Genomic DNA, 15,835 nt, shown 5'->3' with positions numbered 1-15,835 from the left:
AAATAACTCGCACCAAGAAGCTGTAAAATTAGAATGGTCTGGTAATGCTCAAACAGCTTTTTGTTCTTATCGCTTATCTGCGCTGTGTGGGTACCCCGTCAATCAACCAAATGTCACGTTTTTAAAATTGGGCGTAAGCGTGACGTGCATTAGTGACGCAGCCGGGTGACCTGACCGATAAAGTTGGCGCAAAACTAAATATCTGTCTGAGCGTAGCGAGTTTATTTAGTTTAGTCAACGAATCGCTTTGTCAGGTCGGCGAGTCACGAAGCACTGTTTTTTGCAACTTTTTGACACCAAAAAGTTGAGAAAGCAAGTCTCTGTAAAAGATGTGGCAGAATGAAGTAAAGAAAATTAAAGAACCTATTTTAACTACTGATTCGCATTATTTAGAGATATTTATAGAAACCCGAATGAACAAAACAAACTTTTCATAGTCCAAATTGTTATAACTTAGTAAATATGTAGAAACGAAGTGAAGAATCTGGATATTTTCTGTCACAGATCTTTCGTTTTATTCAATATGACAAAACGATTAATATCGGATTTGAACCAATAATAAACTGTATATAACAACTCTAATTTAAATTAACTAAGATGAAAAAGATTGTTTTCTTATTTGCAACTGTATTTTTGTTAGCATCATGTAACAATGGCGCCAAACAGTCTCCTACGACAACAACTCCGGTTGATTCTGCCACAACGGCTCCTGATATTCACAATGCTAGAAATTCGCTCGATTATAAGGGTACATACAAAGGGGTTCTACCCGGAGCGAACAGCGAAATGGAAGTAACCATTGTACTGACCGACAGCACCTATACCAAGGATGTGATTTACAAAGACAAAAAGGCAAAACCTTTTTCTTCGAAAGGGTCTTATAGTTGGGACGATGCCGGCACAACAATCACTCTGGCAGGCGAAGATAAACCAAACCAATATGCTGTTGGAGAAAATAAACTGACCCAGCTTGATGTTGACGGAAAACCAATCACAGGTGAACTCTCTGAGATGTTTATCTTGAAAAAATAAATCGAAAATATGCTTATTCTTTTCGGGAGGCAAAAGACTGTTCCCATCCAAAAAAACGAAACGAGGTGCTTTGCGAAGCACCTCGTTTTCTATCTTATTATCTCCTTTTTACAGGTTTGCTTTTATTCGTTCGCAAATCTCGACAAACTCTTCCGGATTTAGTTTCAATTTCGGATTCGACAAACTCATTTCCGACTCTTTATTGATCGGGATAAGATGTATATGGGCATGCGGAACCTCCATCCCGACAACCATAACCCCTACTCTCTTACATTCAATGGCCTTTGCGATGGCTTTCGCCACCTTTTTCGCAAAAAGCATCATGCCGGACAAGGTCTGGTCGTCCAAATCAAAAATATAATCTATTTCCATTTTGGGTATCACCAAAGTATGCCCTTTACCCATAGGGTTTATATCGAGAAAGGCATAGTAATCCTGATCTTCGGCAATCTTGTATGAGGGTATTTCACCTGCTACTATTTTACTAAAAATACTCGCCATACCTTAAATAGAAATATCTACAATTTCGAAACTCATAATGCCCGACGGCACTTTAATTTCGGCTACATCACCCACTTTTTTCCCCATCAATCCCTGGGCAATAGGGGTACTGACTGCTATTTTATTTTCTTTCAGATTAGCCTCACTCTCTGCAACCAGGGTGTAGGTCATTGTCTGATTATTTTTTGTATTCCTGATAGTTACTTTATTTAGTATCTGAACTTTATCCGTACCAATTGCTTCTTCGTTAATCAAGCGAGCATTAGCCAACAAGTTTTTCAACTGGGCAATCTTAGCCTCAAGAATACCTTGAGCTTCTTTTGCAGCATCGTATTCGGCATTCTCCGACAAATCTCCTTTATCACGTGCTTCAGCAATTTGCTTCGATATAGCTGGTCTTTCAAAAGCTTCCAATTGATAAATTTCTTCTTTTAGTTTTTTGTAACCGTCTTCGGTCATGTAACTAATAGCCATGGCATTTAATTTTAAATTTTAATTGTTATTACTAAATGTTTATTCACTTTAGAAAGTAACAAAAAGAAAAAGAATCCTTGTCCAAACGACCAGAACTCCTTTTCTTTCTCACTTCTATTATTACAAAGATAGTCTTAATTTCTCATCTTTGCAACATTGGTTTATGTTTTATAACACTTTCACAATTTCAGTTTCCAAATTATCATTCGCAGTCATTCTCTTCACTATTTCGCCCTGTTTATTAATTATATAGGTAGTTGGAAGTTCCGAAATATTAAACAATCCAAACAACTTGGAACCGGCTGCATCTTTATCCCTGACCGAAATCCACGGCAAATTTACCGCCGAGTTTTTCCAGTTATGAAAATCCGGATCGAAAGACACCTGATAAATCACAACCCGACCATTATACTTTTCATATATCTTATTCAACTCCACATTATGCAAAGGGGAATATTCGGCCAAGTAGGTTGTAAAATCCAGTATCACAGGAGTACCGATAAACGTTTGCAGATCAACATTTTTGTTTTCAACATCAGGCAAACTGATTTTCAAGTAATCGCTTGTGTTCATTTCCGCCACATTATCCAGCAGTTTCGACCGTGCATTTGTATCCCTCACTGTTCTCAAGGCACTTAACGCAAATTCTCTCAAATGTTTCGACCGAGGACTATCTTTGTAGTGCGTATCCCATTGCGTAGCAACTGCACCATACAGCTTCGACTGTTTCCTGTCGTAAGGATCAAACAATAGATCTCCGTTTATTTTCTGAAAGATTGCAAAATAAGCGGCAATACTTCCCGGATTTTTAGCTATTATATCTGTTGCTATTTTCGTCATATTGTCAACAACAACCGAAGCCGAGTCGTATAGCTGTTGCTCCGTTATCAACTTTTCCTGATATTGCTCTTTCAGCCTGTTCACATCTTTCGTTACTTCATAATTGAGCAACGATATATCCTTGATCTTCAGGTTATTTTCCGAGCCTTCTATTTCATAACCTGTTGCAAAATTATCTTTTGTGGTTCTGACTGTTATGGTTTCGGTAGAATCTACACCCAGATTAATATACTGATTGCCAAGTCTAAGGGCATACAATTCGGGAAATTGGGGCGCAGCACCCTTTATTTCGAAAGCCCCATCGCTTTTCACTTTCACCGAATCAACAATGGTTATCTTGGTCAACCCACGGTGTTCCAAATATAGCATTGTATCCCGAACTCCTTTAATCTCACCTTTGATGGTAAATTTCGGGTCTGACTTACAAGACAGCAATACCACCGCAACCAAACTTAAAATGACATATTTTATACTTTCAATTTTTTTCATAATATCTTCCGAATAAATCTCAATAATGGAGGCAAAGATAGAAAATTTATGATTTATTTCTTGTTTTCCGTTCAATATAAAATCTGCCTCTCACTCCTAGGTTTTACAAAAAAACCTCCCGGTAAAAATCAGGAGGTTATACGCATAATATAATAATACTTAAACTTAGTGGTTTACTTTTTTGCAAATATCCACGCATCACTATATCGTGGATGTAAAGTCTTGAAATGCGACAGGTAATCTTCCGCTTCCACTTTCTTGTCAAAAGAGGCTATGTATACACGTTTGCGCTGGGGTGTGTCCAATATCTTCGCATTTGCAAACCCGGCTTCTTTTATCTTAGCCAGACGTTTGTTTGCTGCGTTTTGAGTTGCTTCTCCCGCTATAATCAAATAGTAAGAGACACTTGCTTTACTTTTTGGCTTAGCATCCGCCGGAGCGTCAACCGATATTGCCGCTACATTTTGCTTGTTATCGGGCGATACCACCTCTTTCTCCTCTGCCACTGTCGGCTCCGCACTATCTTCGCTAACTTTCTTTTCCGAATTTGTATATAATATGTTCGTCAAAAAACCGGATTTTTGCATATTAACATTGTTGGCTCCACTCTCTGCTATTGGAGTAGATGCAACAAAGAAAAGCAATATTGCTGCAGCCGAAGCCGCAACACTTCCTATTACACGCTTCATCTCGAAACGCTTTTTCTTGATCTCAACCACAGCCTCAATTTCCTTAATCCTATCTAACGGCTGAAGGTTCAAATTGGAGTCGCCAAATATAAGTGGGTGATAAAAGACATCACGATTGGGAAAAAAGACAACATTTCCATTCTCTTTGTCTATCGCAAGAGAGCCTACTCTTCCTATCTCTATCTTTTTTTGAACAGACAAAAAGATGTTCAAACTTTTCACGGCATTACTGATCGACAAACATGCCTCTTCGTACGTACCTCCATTCTCACTCATATATGCCTCAGCCAACAGTCCATCATTATACTTAAGGTCTTGGTTGAACGCAAACGAAACCCGTGGAGCAATAACCACCCCTTCTGCATTTATATGTGCAGGTTCTCGATTCACGACAAAGCCACCCAAATCAGGCACAATTACACAATTATGCCTCATAATAAGACAATTAATATGAGATACAAGATTTTTCATACGGCAAATATAATAAAAACAAAGGAATGAATACGAATGTCGGGGACTTTACTTATCAACATATCTTTGTTAATAAGTAATTATTAATATCTTTGTTCTCGTTTTGTTTTTTAACTATTGAGTGACAATAATTAGCATTACAATCCGTTGAAGTTTTAGCTAATTAAAACTAAAAACTGATAATTTAACTATATTCAATTATAATGAGGCTATTATCTATATTTCTGTGTGCTTTTCTCTTTACGGCATCGTTTTTTTCATGCTCTCAACAAAAAAGCATTTCATATTTTCAGAACATCGACTCGGTATCGAATGAATACCTGAGCTCTCATAACGCTGGATATTCAACTATTATTCAACCCGATGATGAATTGGCCATATCAGTTTCATCGCCCGATGCTTTGGCCGCAGCACATTTCAACCTACCCATACTGGCAGGAAATAGTACGGAAGGACAATCTTACGAGATGAACGCTATCTCTCAAAACACACGCATCCAACCCTATATAGTAGGAAAAAACGGAGAAATACAGTTCCCAACCTTAGGCAAAATAAAATTAGCCGGGATGACCAGAGACGAAGCCATTTCTTATCTCGAAGAAAAATTGAAAGAATATATTAAAGACCCTATCGTAAATTTGAGCATCACCAATTTCAGGGTTTCTGTGATTGGGGATGTAATGGCTCCCGGAACTTATTTCTTTTCAGGACAAAGAACCACAATATTAGACGCAATTGCTGCTGCTAAGGACCTGAATATTCAGGCAAGAAGAGACAATATACTTATCATACGCAACAATGAGGGAAAAATAGAGCGTACCCGTGTTGACTTAACCAAAGCAGAACTGCTAACTTCGGAATATTATTACCTCAAACAAAACGACATAATATATGTAGACCCCAATAGTGAAAGACAAAAAGATGCTAGCATGGGGCAAGCAAAACAATACAATACGTCATTGATTACGTCATCTATCGGTATAGCACTTAGTGTTATATCCACCACAGCAACTTTAATAATAGCATTCAATAAATAAGAATACCAATTTTATGTTAAAGAAATATTTTTCTTCAATAAACACACAATCGTTCTCATCATCAAACAGTACTATCGGTTACTATCTAAAGTTTTGGAAATGGTTTGTACTCTCCATTTTTGCATGCCTTTGTGTTGCATTTATTTACATAAAATTCAAAGCTCCCATATATAATATGAGGGCCAGTATTGTAGTCAGAAGTGAAGAATCGTCAAGTAAAGGTAAGATGGAATCGGCACTTATGAATGCAGTCGGTATAGGAGGATTATCATCTTCTTCGTCTAACATTGATGATGAAATTGGGGTAATCAACTCACATTCGATCATGCGTAAAATGATATCCGACCTAGACTTGTGCACATCGTATTCCCTTAAAAAATTTCCATTCAATAAATCAATATACAACTCAAGCCCGATCAATGTTAAATATAATAAATATTTGACAGACACCCTTTCCGGACATATAGCAATGAAATTGCATGTCGGCAAAGATGGTTTGGTCAATGTAGAAATGAAGTATAACAAAAATGAAGTGAATGGCTTTTCCATATCTCAATTTCCTCAAACACTAACCACTGATTGCGGAACTTTCACTTTCGAAAAAAACAAGGAAGCTGAAGCCTTGCTAAAAGACAAAGAATATACTTTGCTTGCGGGAATCACCGGGCTTGATCTGGCAGCCGAAAATTATAAAAACAGTATCGATATCAGTCCTGCATCCAAAAGGTCGAACATTATCATTCTTAGTGTAAACGATACCGAAAGACAAAGAGGAAAAGATATCCTTGACAAACTGATCGAATTATACAATAAAGATGCGCTATCGGACAAAAACAAAGCGGCACAAAGTTCTATCGAGTTTATAACGGAAAGAACTAAATATATTTATGACGATCTTGAAAAAATAGAACAGGATGTAGAACTTTATAAAAGGAACAACAACCTGACAGACATAGAATCTGAAGCTAAAATATTTCTGGAAACAATGAGCACGGTAAGGGAGAAAACCGTAGAGCTGGAAATACAATCAAATATTTTGCAGATGATAGAAAGCCACCTGAAAGATCCGGTGAACAAATACGCTCTCATACCTTCCAGCCTGGGACTTCCCGAATCCTTACTAAAAGTGATTGAACAATACAACATGCTCATTCTGGAAAGAAATAAAATGCTTCGCAATGCAAACGAGAGCAACCCTACAATCCTGACCATCAACGAGCAAATAGACTTGATGAGACAAAACGTCTTTCTTAGCATTGAACAGGCAAAAAAGGAAACACAAATAACAAGAAAAGACTGGCAGAAGAGGGAAAATGAAATGCAATCGCGTATGAAACAGATGCCGACTCAGGAAAGAGCATATCTGGATATGCAAAGACAGCAACTCATAAAATCGGAATTGTATGTTTTCTTGTTAGGCAAATTGCAAGAAGCCGAGCTTACACTAGCCTCTAACACGCCCAAAGCCAAAATAATTGATTCTGCATATAACATCTTTAAACCGGTAGCCCCCGTAAAACCGAAAACATATCTCATTGCTTTAGCTTTAGGATTAGTGCTTCCGATTGCTACAATTTATATGATGAAAATATTAAGATTTAAACTTTCATCGAAAGAAGAATTAACAGAATCGACAACACTACCCGTTTTGGGCGAAATATGCTTTGACAAACGAAAAGAAAGAGTTGTGGTTAAAGAAGGAGCAAACCAACCGGCTGTGGAACTATTCAGGCTACTGCGAACAAACCTTCAGTTCTTACTGAAAAAGGACGAAAAAGTGGTCTTGTTGACATCCAGCATATCGGGCGAAGGAAAATCTTTTGTAGCTCTGAATTTAGCACTGTCGTTTTCACTCATAAAGAACAAACGGGTTGTTATAGTCGGACTGGATATCCGAAATCCGAAACTGTCCGAATACTTATCGGTAGATGCAAAAAATGGTATTACAAACTTTCTATCCACCGACGACTATTCACCCAAGGACATAATAGTTCCTCTATCAAATTTGTCTTCATCAATCGACTTCATACCATCCGGGCCAATACCACCAAACCCTTCCGAGTTGCTATTGAGCGATAAACTTGAAGAGCTATTCGACTACTTAAGAAACAATTACGATTTCATTTTAGTAGACACAGCTCCGGTAGGAATGGTATCGGATACGTTCTCACTAAATAAATTCTCTGATCTGACTGTATATTTGTATCGTGCAAACTATACCAATAAATCGTATTTGAGACTAGCCGAGTCTGCTGCCGAAGAAGAAAAACTAAAAAATCTATATCTGGTGATGAATGGCACTACCACCAAAGACTCGTACGGATACGGATATGGACAAGCGAACACTCATTGATATAAATATATAAACATCGTTCAATATCAAAAGATAATCTCTTTTTTTAGAGATTATCTTTCTTCTCAATTAGATTATGCTCAACAAGCAAACACATCAAAATACGACTCAAAACATAGATACAAACAATCTTGTATCTAAATATTTTCATTGGTTTTGGTGGGGGCTTCTTTTCTATTCTGCGATAACCATCGCCAGTACCTTTTTCAAAATTGACAGTTTCACGGAAAATTCGGTAAAATTGGTAGGGACACTAATAATGTTCTATTCATCTTTCCATGCAATTAGAATTAAGTTTGAAGACAAAACATTCAAGGTGCTATTCTGGCTATACATCATTTGGCAACTAGTTGTTGTTGCCAGAGGTTTTGCTTTTGATTACGAAATATTTATCTTGATGTATGTGGACGATGGATACTTCTTTTATGTTGTTATCCCATTCATAATTTTCATGTTCGCAGACAACCTTGCAAACTACAAATACCTGATTGATTTCTTATTCAAATTAGGCTATATATTCCTGTTTTTGATAACATTAACCATTTTTGATATATTGTCTGTAAGAGGTCATAATTTTTTTGATAATATGGTTGTAACCCTCAGCATACCTGTCGGTTTTCTTATCCTCTCCTATTTCTATCTTGATGATAAACAAAAAAAAATTGCAGCACTTATTTTCATAGTATCCATACTAGCCTCATTTATCTATGCCCGGCGAAACTTAGCCTTCAGCTTTGCAGGATTCTTAGGTCTTGCCATATTTCTTCACTTTATCTACTATTCGCAAAAAACTGACAAGAAGCTGATATTCGTAATACTCCTCGCCCTTGTTGCCGGATTTGGCTTTCTGGTTTACGATATGGCTAAGGAGACTATGTTCAGCGGATTTGAGAAAAGGCTTACTGTGAACACCAGGGAAGAAGTAACAATTATGTACTTTCAAGATATGGAACCTCAAGACTGGGTCATTGGTAAAGGAATGAACGGGACATATTATGCCCCGGGTATAGATGGAGACAATAGCGAATATAGACATAGCATAGAAACCGGATTCTTAACCGTTATCCTGAAAGGAGGAATTGTAAGCCTTGCGTTATTTTGGTCTATTTGCTTTTATGCCATATATGCAGGTTATTTTAAAACAAAGAATGGATTTACCAAGGGAGCCGCACTACTTGTTTTCTTTTGGCTACTTGAAATGTACCCGTCAGGGCAGCTAGCACTAAACATACGGTATATTATGGTATGGGTTTGCATTGGGATATGCGTATCACCAAAACTCAGGGCTATATCTGACTCAGAACTCAAAAATTACTTTTGCGATGGAAAAAAAGTAAAAATTGGATAAGTATACAGACAATGAATAGAGTGCGAATATTATATGATTATCAAACTTTCTTCCTTCAACGATTTGGAGGAATTTCTCGTTATTTTACGAGCCTCATTTTTGATAACAATACTAATTCTACAAAAACTATTCTACCTGTCATTTATTCAGAAAACGAATACCTCAAAGAGAAAAAATATAACCTAAAACCTTTCCCCAAATTCCCTTTCGGAAAACTAACTTTTTCTAAGATTGTAAATAAATTATATTCAATTTATTTCATTTTGAGCAAGAAGTATGATATTTTTCACCCAACAGAGTGCGACACTTACTTTCTTCGCTTTCTGAGAAAACCATTGGTCATTACCGTACACGACATGATTTATGAAATGGAACTAAGTCATGCTAAAGACATAAGGCACTCCATTTCCAAGAAAAAGAAACTGATAGAAAAAGCCGACAGGATAATTGCCATTAGCCAATCTACTAAAGAAAACCTCTTGAAGATATATCCAAACACGCCTAAGGAAAAAATAAGCGTGGTACATCATGGATGTTTAATGCAACCTCTCCACTCAGCACCATCGCATCGTATTATTCAAGATAAATATATACTTTTTGTGGGTGCCAGATGGTCGTATAAGAACTTCGAGCGGATGCTTAAGGCTATTGCGCCTATTTTGCAGCAAGCCGACAACCTTAAGCTGGTTTGCACAGGCACAGCTTTCAATCCGAGCGAAATGGAGTTGATAGACAGCTTGCAAATTGAAGACAAGGTAGTACAGATGAATGTCGATGACAATACCCTTGCTATATTGTACACACAAGCAGAAGTATTTGTTTTTCCATCCATACACGAAGGCTTCGGTTTCCCTATCTTGGAAGCATTTTTCTACGGCACTCCGGTTTGCCTTAGCAATTGCAGCTGCTTCCCCGAAATAGCAGGCAATGCCGCCATCTATTTCGATCCTTACGATGAACAAAGCATACATGACTCGGTAAAGCAGATACTAGACAATCCTGATCTGGCTAAAGAGTACGTAGAAAGAGGAAAAAAACGGTTAGAGAACTTCTCTATCGAGAAAATGATTGCGGAGACAGAAGATGTATATAAATCCACGTTAAAAGGCATCAATAAATGACCATCATATCTGACATAGCGAAGAAACTTAAGTCACTGCTCAATACGGGAGGAGATAGAGGGTCGTTGATGCAAAAAAACATGATTTTCAATGCTTTTATAAAAGGAGCCAGCATCATCATCAGTTTTTTACTAATACCTCTTTGCATAAAATATATTGGAGAAGAAGGTTATGGTATCTGGCTGACTTTGGGGACAGTAGTAACATGGATCACTTTTTTTGATATCGGATTTAGCAATGGATTGAGAAACCGTTTTGCTGAAGCAAAAGCCTTCGGAAACCATCAACTTGCAAAAGAATATGTCAGCACAACGTTTTTCGCTATATCTTTCATTTTTTCTTTAGTCTGGATAATCGCCATTATCTTTAATAATCACATCGATTGGGCCTTCTTTTTTAAAGATAAAATACCTGAAAACACAGATGAATTATCTTTGCTATTTACCATAATTGTTTCTTATATATGTTTGCTTTCCGTATTTAAAATACTGGGAACCATTCTTGCTGCAGATCAGCGCCCCTCTGTCATTGCCTTTATTGATTTGATTGGTCAGGCTTTGACATTAGCTGCTATATGGATACTGATGCAAATAGAAACAGGAACTCTACTGAAACTAGGATTCGTTTTTTGTTTCTTACCTTTAGTGGTTTGGATAATTGCAAATTTTGTATTATTCAGTAATAGATATAAATCATATGCTCCTTCTTTCCGATTTGTAAAAATAGGGCGAATAAAGGATATTATGAGTTTAGGCTTGAAATTCTTTGTCATACAAGTTGCAAATTTAGTTCAATATCAATCGGCTAATTTTATTATCATACATTATTTTTCAGCCTCCGATGTCACATATTATAATATCGTTTTCAAATATTTTTCTATTATGACAATGGTATTTTCCTTGTTTCTTGCCCCCTTATGGTCTGCTGTGACAGAGGCATATTCGAAAAAAGATTTCGCTTGGATAAAATGGTCTATAAAGCGTTTTCTGCAAATCGCATCTGCACTATCTGTTATCTGTTTAATAATGCTATTTTGCTCAGACTTCATACTTCGCCTGTGGGTTGGAGATAAGATTGCCGACTCTATAAATATAGCTCTAATTATTTTCTGTTGTATATACACTATAATTTCATTCTATCTGAATATTTATGTATCCATATTAAATGGAATGGGGATATTAAATATCCAGTTTATATTTGCCTTTATATCACCAATAATATATTTGGGATTAGTCTTTCTGTTTATACAAGTATTGAATATGGGAATATATTCACTATTTTTAGCTCTCATTTTCACAAATTTCAATGGAATGATAGCCCCATTTCAATGTTATAGAATATTAAAGAAAAATGAATGAAAACATTTTCAGCTTATTTTTTTAATTTCGACTACTTTCATTCATCACGTAGATTTTTTTTATTATGCCATTATTATCAATTATAACCATCAACAGAAATAATGCCCTTGGTTTGGAAAAAACCATCAACAGCGTAATAGGTCAGGCTTTCAATGATTATGAATACCTGATCATTGACGGAGCCTCGACAGACGAAAGCGTATCTATAATAGAAAAACATGCGCCATCTATCTCCTATTGGGTGTCGGAGCCGGACAAAGGCATTTACAGTGCTATGAATAAGGGTATACGGAAAGCATCTGGCGATTATATTATATTCATGAATTCAGGCGACACATTTATATCGCCGGATACTCTTCAAGCTGTTTTTTCCACCAAAAGGACTGCCGACCTCATTGCAGGTTGTGTTGTGCTCGATGGTAAACGAGTGAAAATTAGAGAAACCATACCCGAGAAAATTACTTTCTACCACTTCTTTGTCAGCACATTGTGGCATCAGGCAACTTTCACAAAAAGAGAGTTGTTCTCCGAAATCGGATTGTATGACGAAGATATGAAAATCAGTGCCGACTGGAAATTCGCTTTGCTAGCCACAATTAAACATGAAAAAAAGGTAGATCTGATAGATATGGATATTGCCCTTATTGACACATCCGGGATTAGTGGTTCGGACGAAGGAAATGAAATAATAAAAAAAGAACATGAAGAAACGTTTCAAAAATATTTTGCTCCATTCTACGACGATTATGTAGAACTGAAAAGAATGAAACGATATACATTTGCCCGATTAAAGAAGCATGTGATATGGAGGTTGAGTAAATTATTAATCCGTTAGAAATACTTTATGAAAATAGTTTATTGTTTAATTGATGCTTCTAAAACCGGAGGAACAGAACGTGTTATATGTGCCAAAGCTAATTATTTGGCCGAACACTTTGGCTATGACGTATATATAGTAACAACAGACCAGAACAAGCAACCAAACTATTATAGCTTTTCACAAAAAATAAAGTTTATCGACCTGGATATAAACTACAACGAATTGGGTAAGCTTTCAACCATACGGCGTATATTGGTTCAAACACGAAAGCGTAAACTCCATAAGTACAGATTAAAAGAAATACTATTAAAGATAAAACCCGATGTTACAATTTCGACATACACCCACGAATTTACTTTTCTTCCTGAAATAAAAGACGGAAGCAAAAAAATCGGAGAAATGCATTTTCCCGAAAATCATGTAACAATATCAAACAGAGATCAATCTTTTTCTAAAAAAATCATATTTAAGATCACTCATAACCTTCTAAAAAAAAGAGCAATAAAAAAATATGATAAATTTGTTGTTCTAACAAAGAAAGATTTAGATGTATGGAGCAAACATTCACTGTCTAATATTAAACAAATATATAACCCGATTCCTTTTTTGTTAAAAGAATCAGCAAACTTTAATAGTAAAAGAATTATAAGTGTTGGAAGACTAACATTCGAAAAAGGATATGACATGCTGATAGAGGCATGGAATATAGTTTCAAATAACTATCCTGACTGGCATTTAGATATATTTGGAAATGGAGAGTTGCATAAATACCTTCATAGCCTTATCGAAGAAAAAGGTCTTCAAAACTCTATCACTATCAATCAGCCTACTCAAAATATCATTGATGAATACCTCAACAGTTCCATTTACGTAATGAGTTCGAGATACGAAGGGTTTCCAATGGTTTTGCTTGAAGCCATGTCGTGTGGACTGCCATGTATTTCTTTCGATTGCCCTCACGGTCCGTCGGAAATAATAGACAATGAGGTTGATGGCTTTTTGGTAGAAAACGGAAATATTCAAGAATTGGCAACCAAGATAAAATTATTGATCGAAAACCAAGAGCTAAGAAAAGAGATGGGCAAAAAGGCAAAAATGAACATACAACGATTTTCGCCCGAAATAATAATGAACGAATGGGACAACCTTTTCAAAAGTTTAGTGGCTGGAAATGAATAAAATATATTTCATATACGATGTTGGTCCACAAAGCCGCCTGCAATGGTTGGCTTCTGCCTTTTCCGGTAAAGAAGTCAATTGGGTGGCAATGAAATACAATCCTAAAAACAGAGTCTACCGTTGGCGTAAGCCATTGCATTTTTTAGGATATTTTGAAGTGGCAATACGCTCTATACGAACATCCGGAAAAGGTGATTGCCTTGTCAGCTGGAATTTTATCATTGGAGCCTTTATCGGTGTGTTGTGCCATCTATTCAGGATAGACAGAACGATTCTATCTCTAAATATGATCAGTCACAACAAACAAGGGCTTATTTCATTTATAAGAAAAACGGTATATAATTATGCTTTCTCGTATAAAAAGTTTTATTTTACAGTAAATTCGGAAGATACCTTACATAGATATCTTGAAGAATATAAAATAAGAAAGGAACAAGTTTCCGTTTTGCCGGATGCATATCTTCCCGGATACAAGGAGGAAAACTTTAGATACGAATCTTCTTATGTTTTTTGCGGAGGAGAAGCACAGCGTGATTGGGAAGTGTTTTTTGCGGCGGCCTCACAACTGCCGGAGCATAAGTTTGTAGGAGTTGGCAGAAAAAAATATATGCCCAAGCAGGTTCACCTGCCAACAAACGTGCAAATGTATTACGACATAGAAGAAAGTGATTTTGACGAACTATTGAAAAACTCGTCCATAGTAGCATTACCTTTGAAATCGAAAATGCCGGCAGGGTTGATCGTTATGTTTAAAGCCATTTTCTTGTCTATACCCATTATAACGACACAGACATCCTCCATCGAGAATTATCTGAAAGACGGAGTAAGCGCAGTGTTGACCGAAATTGGAGATGTTGAAAAACTAAAGAATGCAATAAAGAAATTGTATTCGGACAGGGATTGGGGTTGTACATTGACAAAGAATGCAAAAACAGCAATAGAGAAACATTCGCCCGAAGCTTATTCTCAGGCGATATACAATATATTATTTGAAAGGAATTAGATGGTGAAGGAAAAAACGATTACGATTGTTGCTTGTTATTTTGGACCAAAACTAGGGGTGGGTGTTTTCATGGAAAAACTCCTGAATGTGCTTTTGCCTATTCTTAAAGAAAACAATTATAAAGTAAATCTGATAGCAAACCAAAATGTTTTAGCCAACTCACCTTCCTTAGTAGTTGACGGCATAAACATCATAACCCCGAAAGAACTTGACAAATCGGGCTCTTCAAAAATATATTTCTTGACCAAATTTGCAAAAACAAAGTTTGTAACAGAAGCTAAATATGTATTCTTTCTTGCCGATTCCGTTATAGGAAGCGGTATTAAAAATGCTATATCAATTGTACACGATATTAATGAATTTGATATAACAAACAAGTTCGGACGCACACGCACCTGGTTCAGGAAACAAATGATAAAGCGAGTCATTGCCAGATCAAAAAAGATAATTGTCATCTCCAACTTCGTTCTGAATCAAATACATAAATACTTTCCGGACACAAAAACAGACTCAAGATTGTCGGTAATACATAACGGAATTGACGTAAAATATGCAATAACAGAAAACGAATTACAGGAAAGGCAAACAGAGCCTTACTTCATGATTGTGGGCAGGGTCGACCCTTTAGGCAAGAAATTGTATGAAGCTCTGAAAATCTACAAAACATATAAGAAATTTCATCCTGAAATAAAATTAAAAATTGTTGGAGGCATGAATGATTTTTGTCGTAAAGATGGTACAGATTTCATTAACTTTGCAACCGCAAACGATGCCGATGTAGAATATTTAGGTTACGTTGACGAGGATAAACTGAATGAACTTTATGGCAACGCCTTGGCTACTATATTTTATTCACAGTTCGAAGGATTTGGCTTTCCTATTCTTGAAGCATTTCTCAGAGGTTGCCCCGTTATCAGCAATGCCGACAACGAGGTGAACGATGAACTGGCACAAGGTTACGACATAAAGATCAAAGAATCGGATATAGAAAACGACGAGGTTATTTGTTTGAAACTAAAGCAACTATCCGAAATACCTAAATTGAAACTGGTATCAATAGCAACGCAGTTTTCTTGGAAGAACACAGCCCAAAAATATTTTAACGTATTAAACGATTGAT

14 protein-coding genes are annotated in these 15,835 nt (G+C 36.5%); 10 read left to right on the top strand and 4 right to left on the bottom strand.

Annotated elements, in window-relative coordinates:
- Nucleotides 1-597: 597 nt before the first annotated feature.
- Nucleotides 598-1,032 carry a copper resistance protein NlpE gene (locus D0T56_RS13120; RefSeq protein ID WP_163320616.1) on the top strand — a complete coding sequence of 145 codons (435 nt, stop codon included), beginning with the start codon at nt 598-600 and terminating at the stop codon, nt 1,030-1,032.
- A gap of 108 nt (nt 1,033-1,140) precedes the next feature.
- On the opposite strand, the gene D0T56_RS13115 is transcribed toward D0T56_RS13120, so the two are convergent.
- The 4 genes from D0T56_RS13115 to D0T56_RS13100 form a co-directional block, all read right to left on the bottom strand.
- Entirely contained in the window at nt 1,141-1,533 is a 393-nt protein-coding gene (locus tag D0T56_RS13115) for an HIT family protein (RefSeq protein ID WP_163320615.1), read from the bottom strand.
- Between the two features lie 3 nt (nt 1,534-1,536).
- Entirely contained in the window at nt 1,537-2,007 is a 471-nt protein-coding gene (greA, locus tag D0T56_RS13110; RefSeq protein WP_163320614.1) for a transcription elongation factor GreA, read from the bottom strand.
- A 168-nt stretch (nt 2,008-2,175) separates the two neighbouring features.
- Nucleotides 2,176-3,336, bottom strand: coding sequence for a TlpA disulfide reductase family protein (locus D0T56_RS13105; RefSeq protein ID WP_163320613.1), 1,161 nt, complete (start codon nt 3,334-3,336; stop codon nt 2,176-2,178).
- Between the two features lie 173 nt (nt 3,337-3,509).
- Nucleotides 3,510-4,496: an SPOR domain-containing protein gene (locus tag D0T56_RS13100; protein WP_255491174.1), complete on the bottom strand. Its 987-nt coding sequence runs from the start codon at nt 4,494-4,496 to the stop codon at nt 3,510-3,512.
- A gap of 203 nt (nt 4,497-4,699) precedes the next feature.
- On the opposite strand from D0T56_RS13100, the gene D0T56_RS13095 reads away from it, so the two are divergent.
- From D0T56_RS13095 to D0T56_RS13055, 9 genes are all read left to right on the top strand, one after another.
- Complete coding sequence (locus D0T56_RS13095; RefSeq protein ID WP_163320611.1) at nt 4,700-5,533, top strand: polysaccharide biosynthesis/export family protein; 834 nt, start codon at nt 4,700-4,702, stop codon at nt 5,531-5,533.
- A gap of 13 nt (nt 5,534-5,546) precedes the next feature.
- On the top strand, nt 5,547-7,886 hold the full coding sequence (locus tag D0T56_RS13090; RefSeq protein ID WP_163320610.1) for a tyrosine-protein kinase: 2,340 nt from the start codon (nt 5,547-5,549) through the stop codon (nt 7,884-7,886).
- Between the two features lie 76 nt (nt 7,887-7,962).
- Nucleotides 7,963-9,234 (top strand): hypothetical protein, encoded by a 1,272-nt coding sequence (locus D0T56_RS13085; protein ID WP_163320609.1) that lies wholly within the window; start codon nt 7,963-7,965, stop codon nt 9,232-9,234.
- Between the two features lie 11 nt (nt 9,235-9,245).
- Nucleotides 9,246-10,355, top strand: coding sequence for a glycosyltransferase family 1 protein (locus tag D0T56_RS13080; RefSeq protein WP_163320608.1), 1,110 nt, complete (start codon nt 9,246-9,248; stop codon nt 10,353-10,355).
- Nucleotides 10,352-11,713, top strand: a complete 1,362-nt coding sequence (locus D0T56_RS13075) for a lipopolysaccharide biosynthesis protein (RefSeq protein WP_163320607.1) — start codon at nt 10,352-10,354, stop codon at nt 11,711-11,713. Before D0T56_RS13080 ends, D0T56_RS13075 begins: the two co-directional genes overlap by 4 nt.
- A 64-nt stretch (nt 11,714-11,777) precedes the next feature.
- Entirely contained in the window at nt 11,778-12,548 is a 771-nt protein-coding gene (locus D0T56_RS13070) for a glycosyltransferase family 2 protein (protein WP_163320606.1), read from the top strand.
- A 9-nt stretch (nt 12,549-12,557) separates the two neighbouring features.
- Complete coding sequence (locus D0T56_RS13065; protein ID WP_163320605.1) at nt 12,558-13,712, top strand: glycosyltransferase family 4 protein; 1,155 nt, start codon at nt 12,558-12,560, stop codon at nt 13,710-13,712.
- Nucleotides 13,705-14,715 carry a glycosyltransferase gene (locus D0T56_RS13060; RefSeq protein ID WP_163320604.1) on the top strand — a complete coding sequence of 337 codons (1,011 nt, stop codon included), beginning with the start codon at nt 13,705-13,707 and terminating at the stop codon, nt 14,713-14,715. Before D0T56_RS13065 ends, D0T56_RS13060 begins: the two co-directional genes overlap by 8 nt.
- Nucleotides 14,716-15,834 carry a glycosyltransferase gene (locus D0T56_RS13055; protein ID WP_163320603.1) on the top strand — a complete coding sequence of 373 codons (1,119 nt, stop codon included), beginning with the start codon at nt 14,716-14,718 and terminating at the stop codon, nt 15,832-15,834.
- The last annotated feature ends 1 nt before the right edge of the window (nt 15,835 follow it).

This window comes from Dysgonomonas sp. 520, from assembly GCF_010501095.1.
Classification (GTDB): Bacteria; Bacteroidota; Bacteroidia; order Bacteroidales; family Dysgonomonadaceae; genus QVMP01.
The sequence above is the reverse complement of the archived record's forward strand: the minus strand, read 5'-3'. Positions and strand labels throughout refer to the sequence as shown.

Bases quoted from the DNA above. Each gene is read 5' to 3' on its own strand.
- D0T56_RS13065 (WP_163320605.1), top strand. From the start codon at position 12,558: ATGAAAATAGTTTATTGTTTAATTGATGCTTCTAAAACCGGAGGAACA.
- D0T56_RS13060 (WP_163320604.1), top strand. From the start codon at position 13,705: ATGAATAAAATATATTTCATATACGATGTTGGTCCACAAAGCCGCCTG.
- D0T56_RS13120 (WP_163320616.1), top strand. From the start codon at position 598: ATGAAAAAGATTGTTTTCTTATTTGCAACTGTATTTTTGTTAGCATCA.
- greA (WP_163320614.1), bottom strand. From the start codon at position 2,007: ATGGCTATTAGTTACATGACCGAAGACGGTTACAAAAAACTAAAAGAA.
- D0T56_RS13055 (WP_163320603.1), top strand. From the start codon at position 14,716: ATGGTGAAGGAAAAAACGATTACGATTGTTGCTTGTTATTTTGGACCA.
- D0T56_RS13100 (WP_255491174.1), bottom strand. From the start codon at position 4,496: ATGAAAAATCTTGTATCTCATATTAATTGTCTTATTATGAGGCATAAT.
- D0T56_RS13080 (WP_163320608.1), top strand. From the start codon at position 9,246: ATGAATAGAGTGCGAATATTATATGATTATCAAACTTTCTTCCTTCAA.
- D0T56_RS13095 (WP_163320611.1), top strand. From the start codon at position 4,700: ATGAGGCTATTATCTATATTTCTGTGTGCTTTTCTCTTTACGGCATCG.
- D0T56_RS13070 (WP_163320606.1), top strand. From the start codon at position 11,778: ATGCCATTATTATCAATTATAACCATCAACAGAAATAATGCCCTTGGT.
- D0T56_RS13105 (WP_163320613.1), bottom strand. From the start codon at position 3,336: ATGAAAAAAATTGAAAGTATAAAATATGTCATTTTAAGTTTGGTTGCG.
- D0T56_RS13090 (WP_163320610.1), top strand. From the start codon at position 5,547: ATGTTAAAGAAATATTTTTCTTCAATAAACACACAATCGTTCTCATCA.
- D0T56_RS13115 (WP_163320615.1), bottom strand. From the start codon at position 1,533: ATGGCGAGTATTTTTAGTAAAATAGTAGCAGGTGAAATACCCTCATAC.
- D0T56_RS13085 (WP_163320609.1), top strand. From the start codon at position 7,963: ATGCTCAACAAGCAAACACATCAAAATACGACTCAAAACATAGATACA.
- D0T56_RS13075 (WP_163320607.1), top strand. From the start codon at position 10,352: ATGACCATCATATCTGACATAGCGAAGAAACTTAAGTCACTGCTCAAT.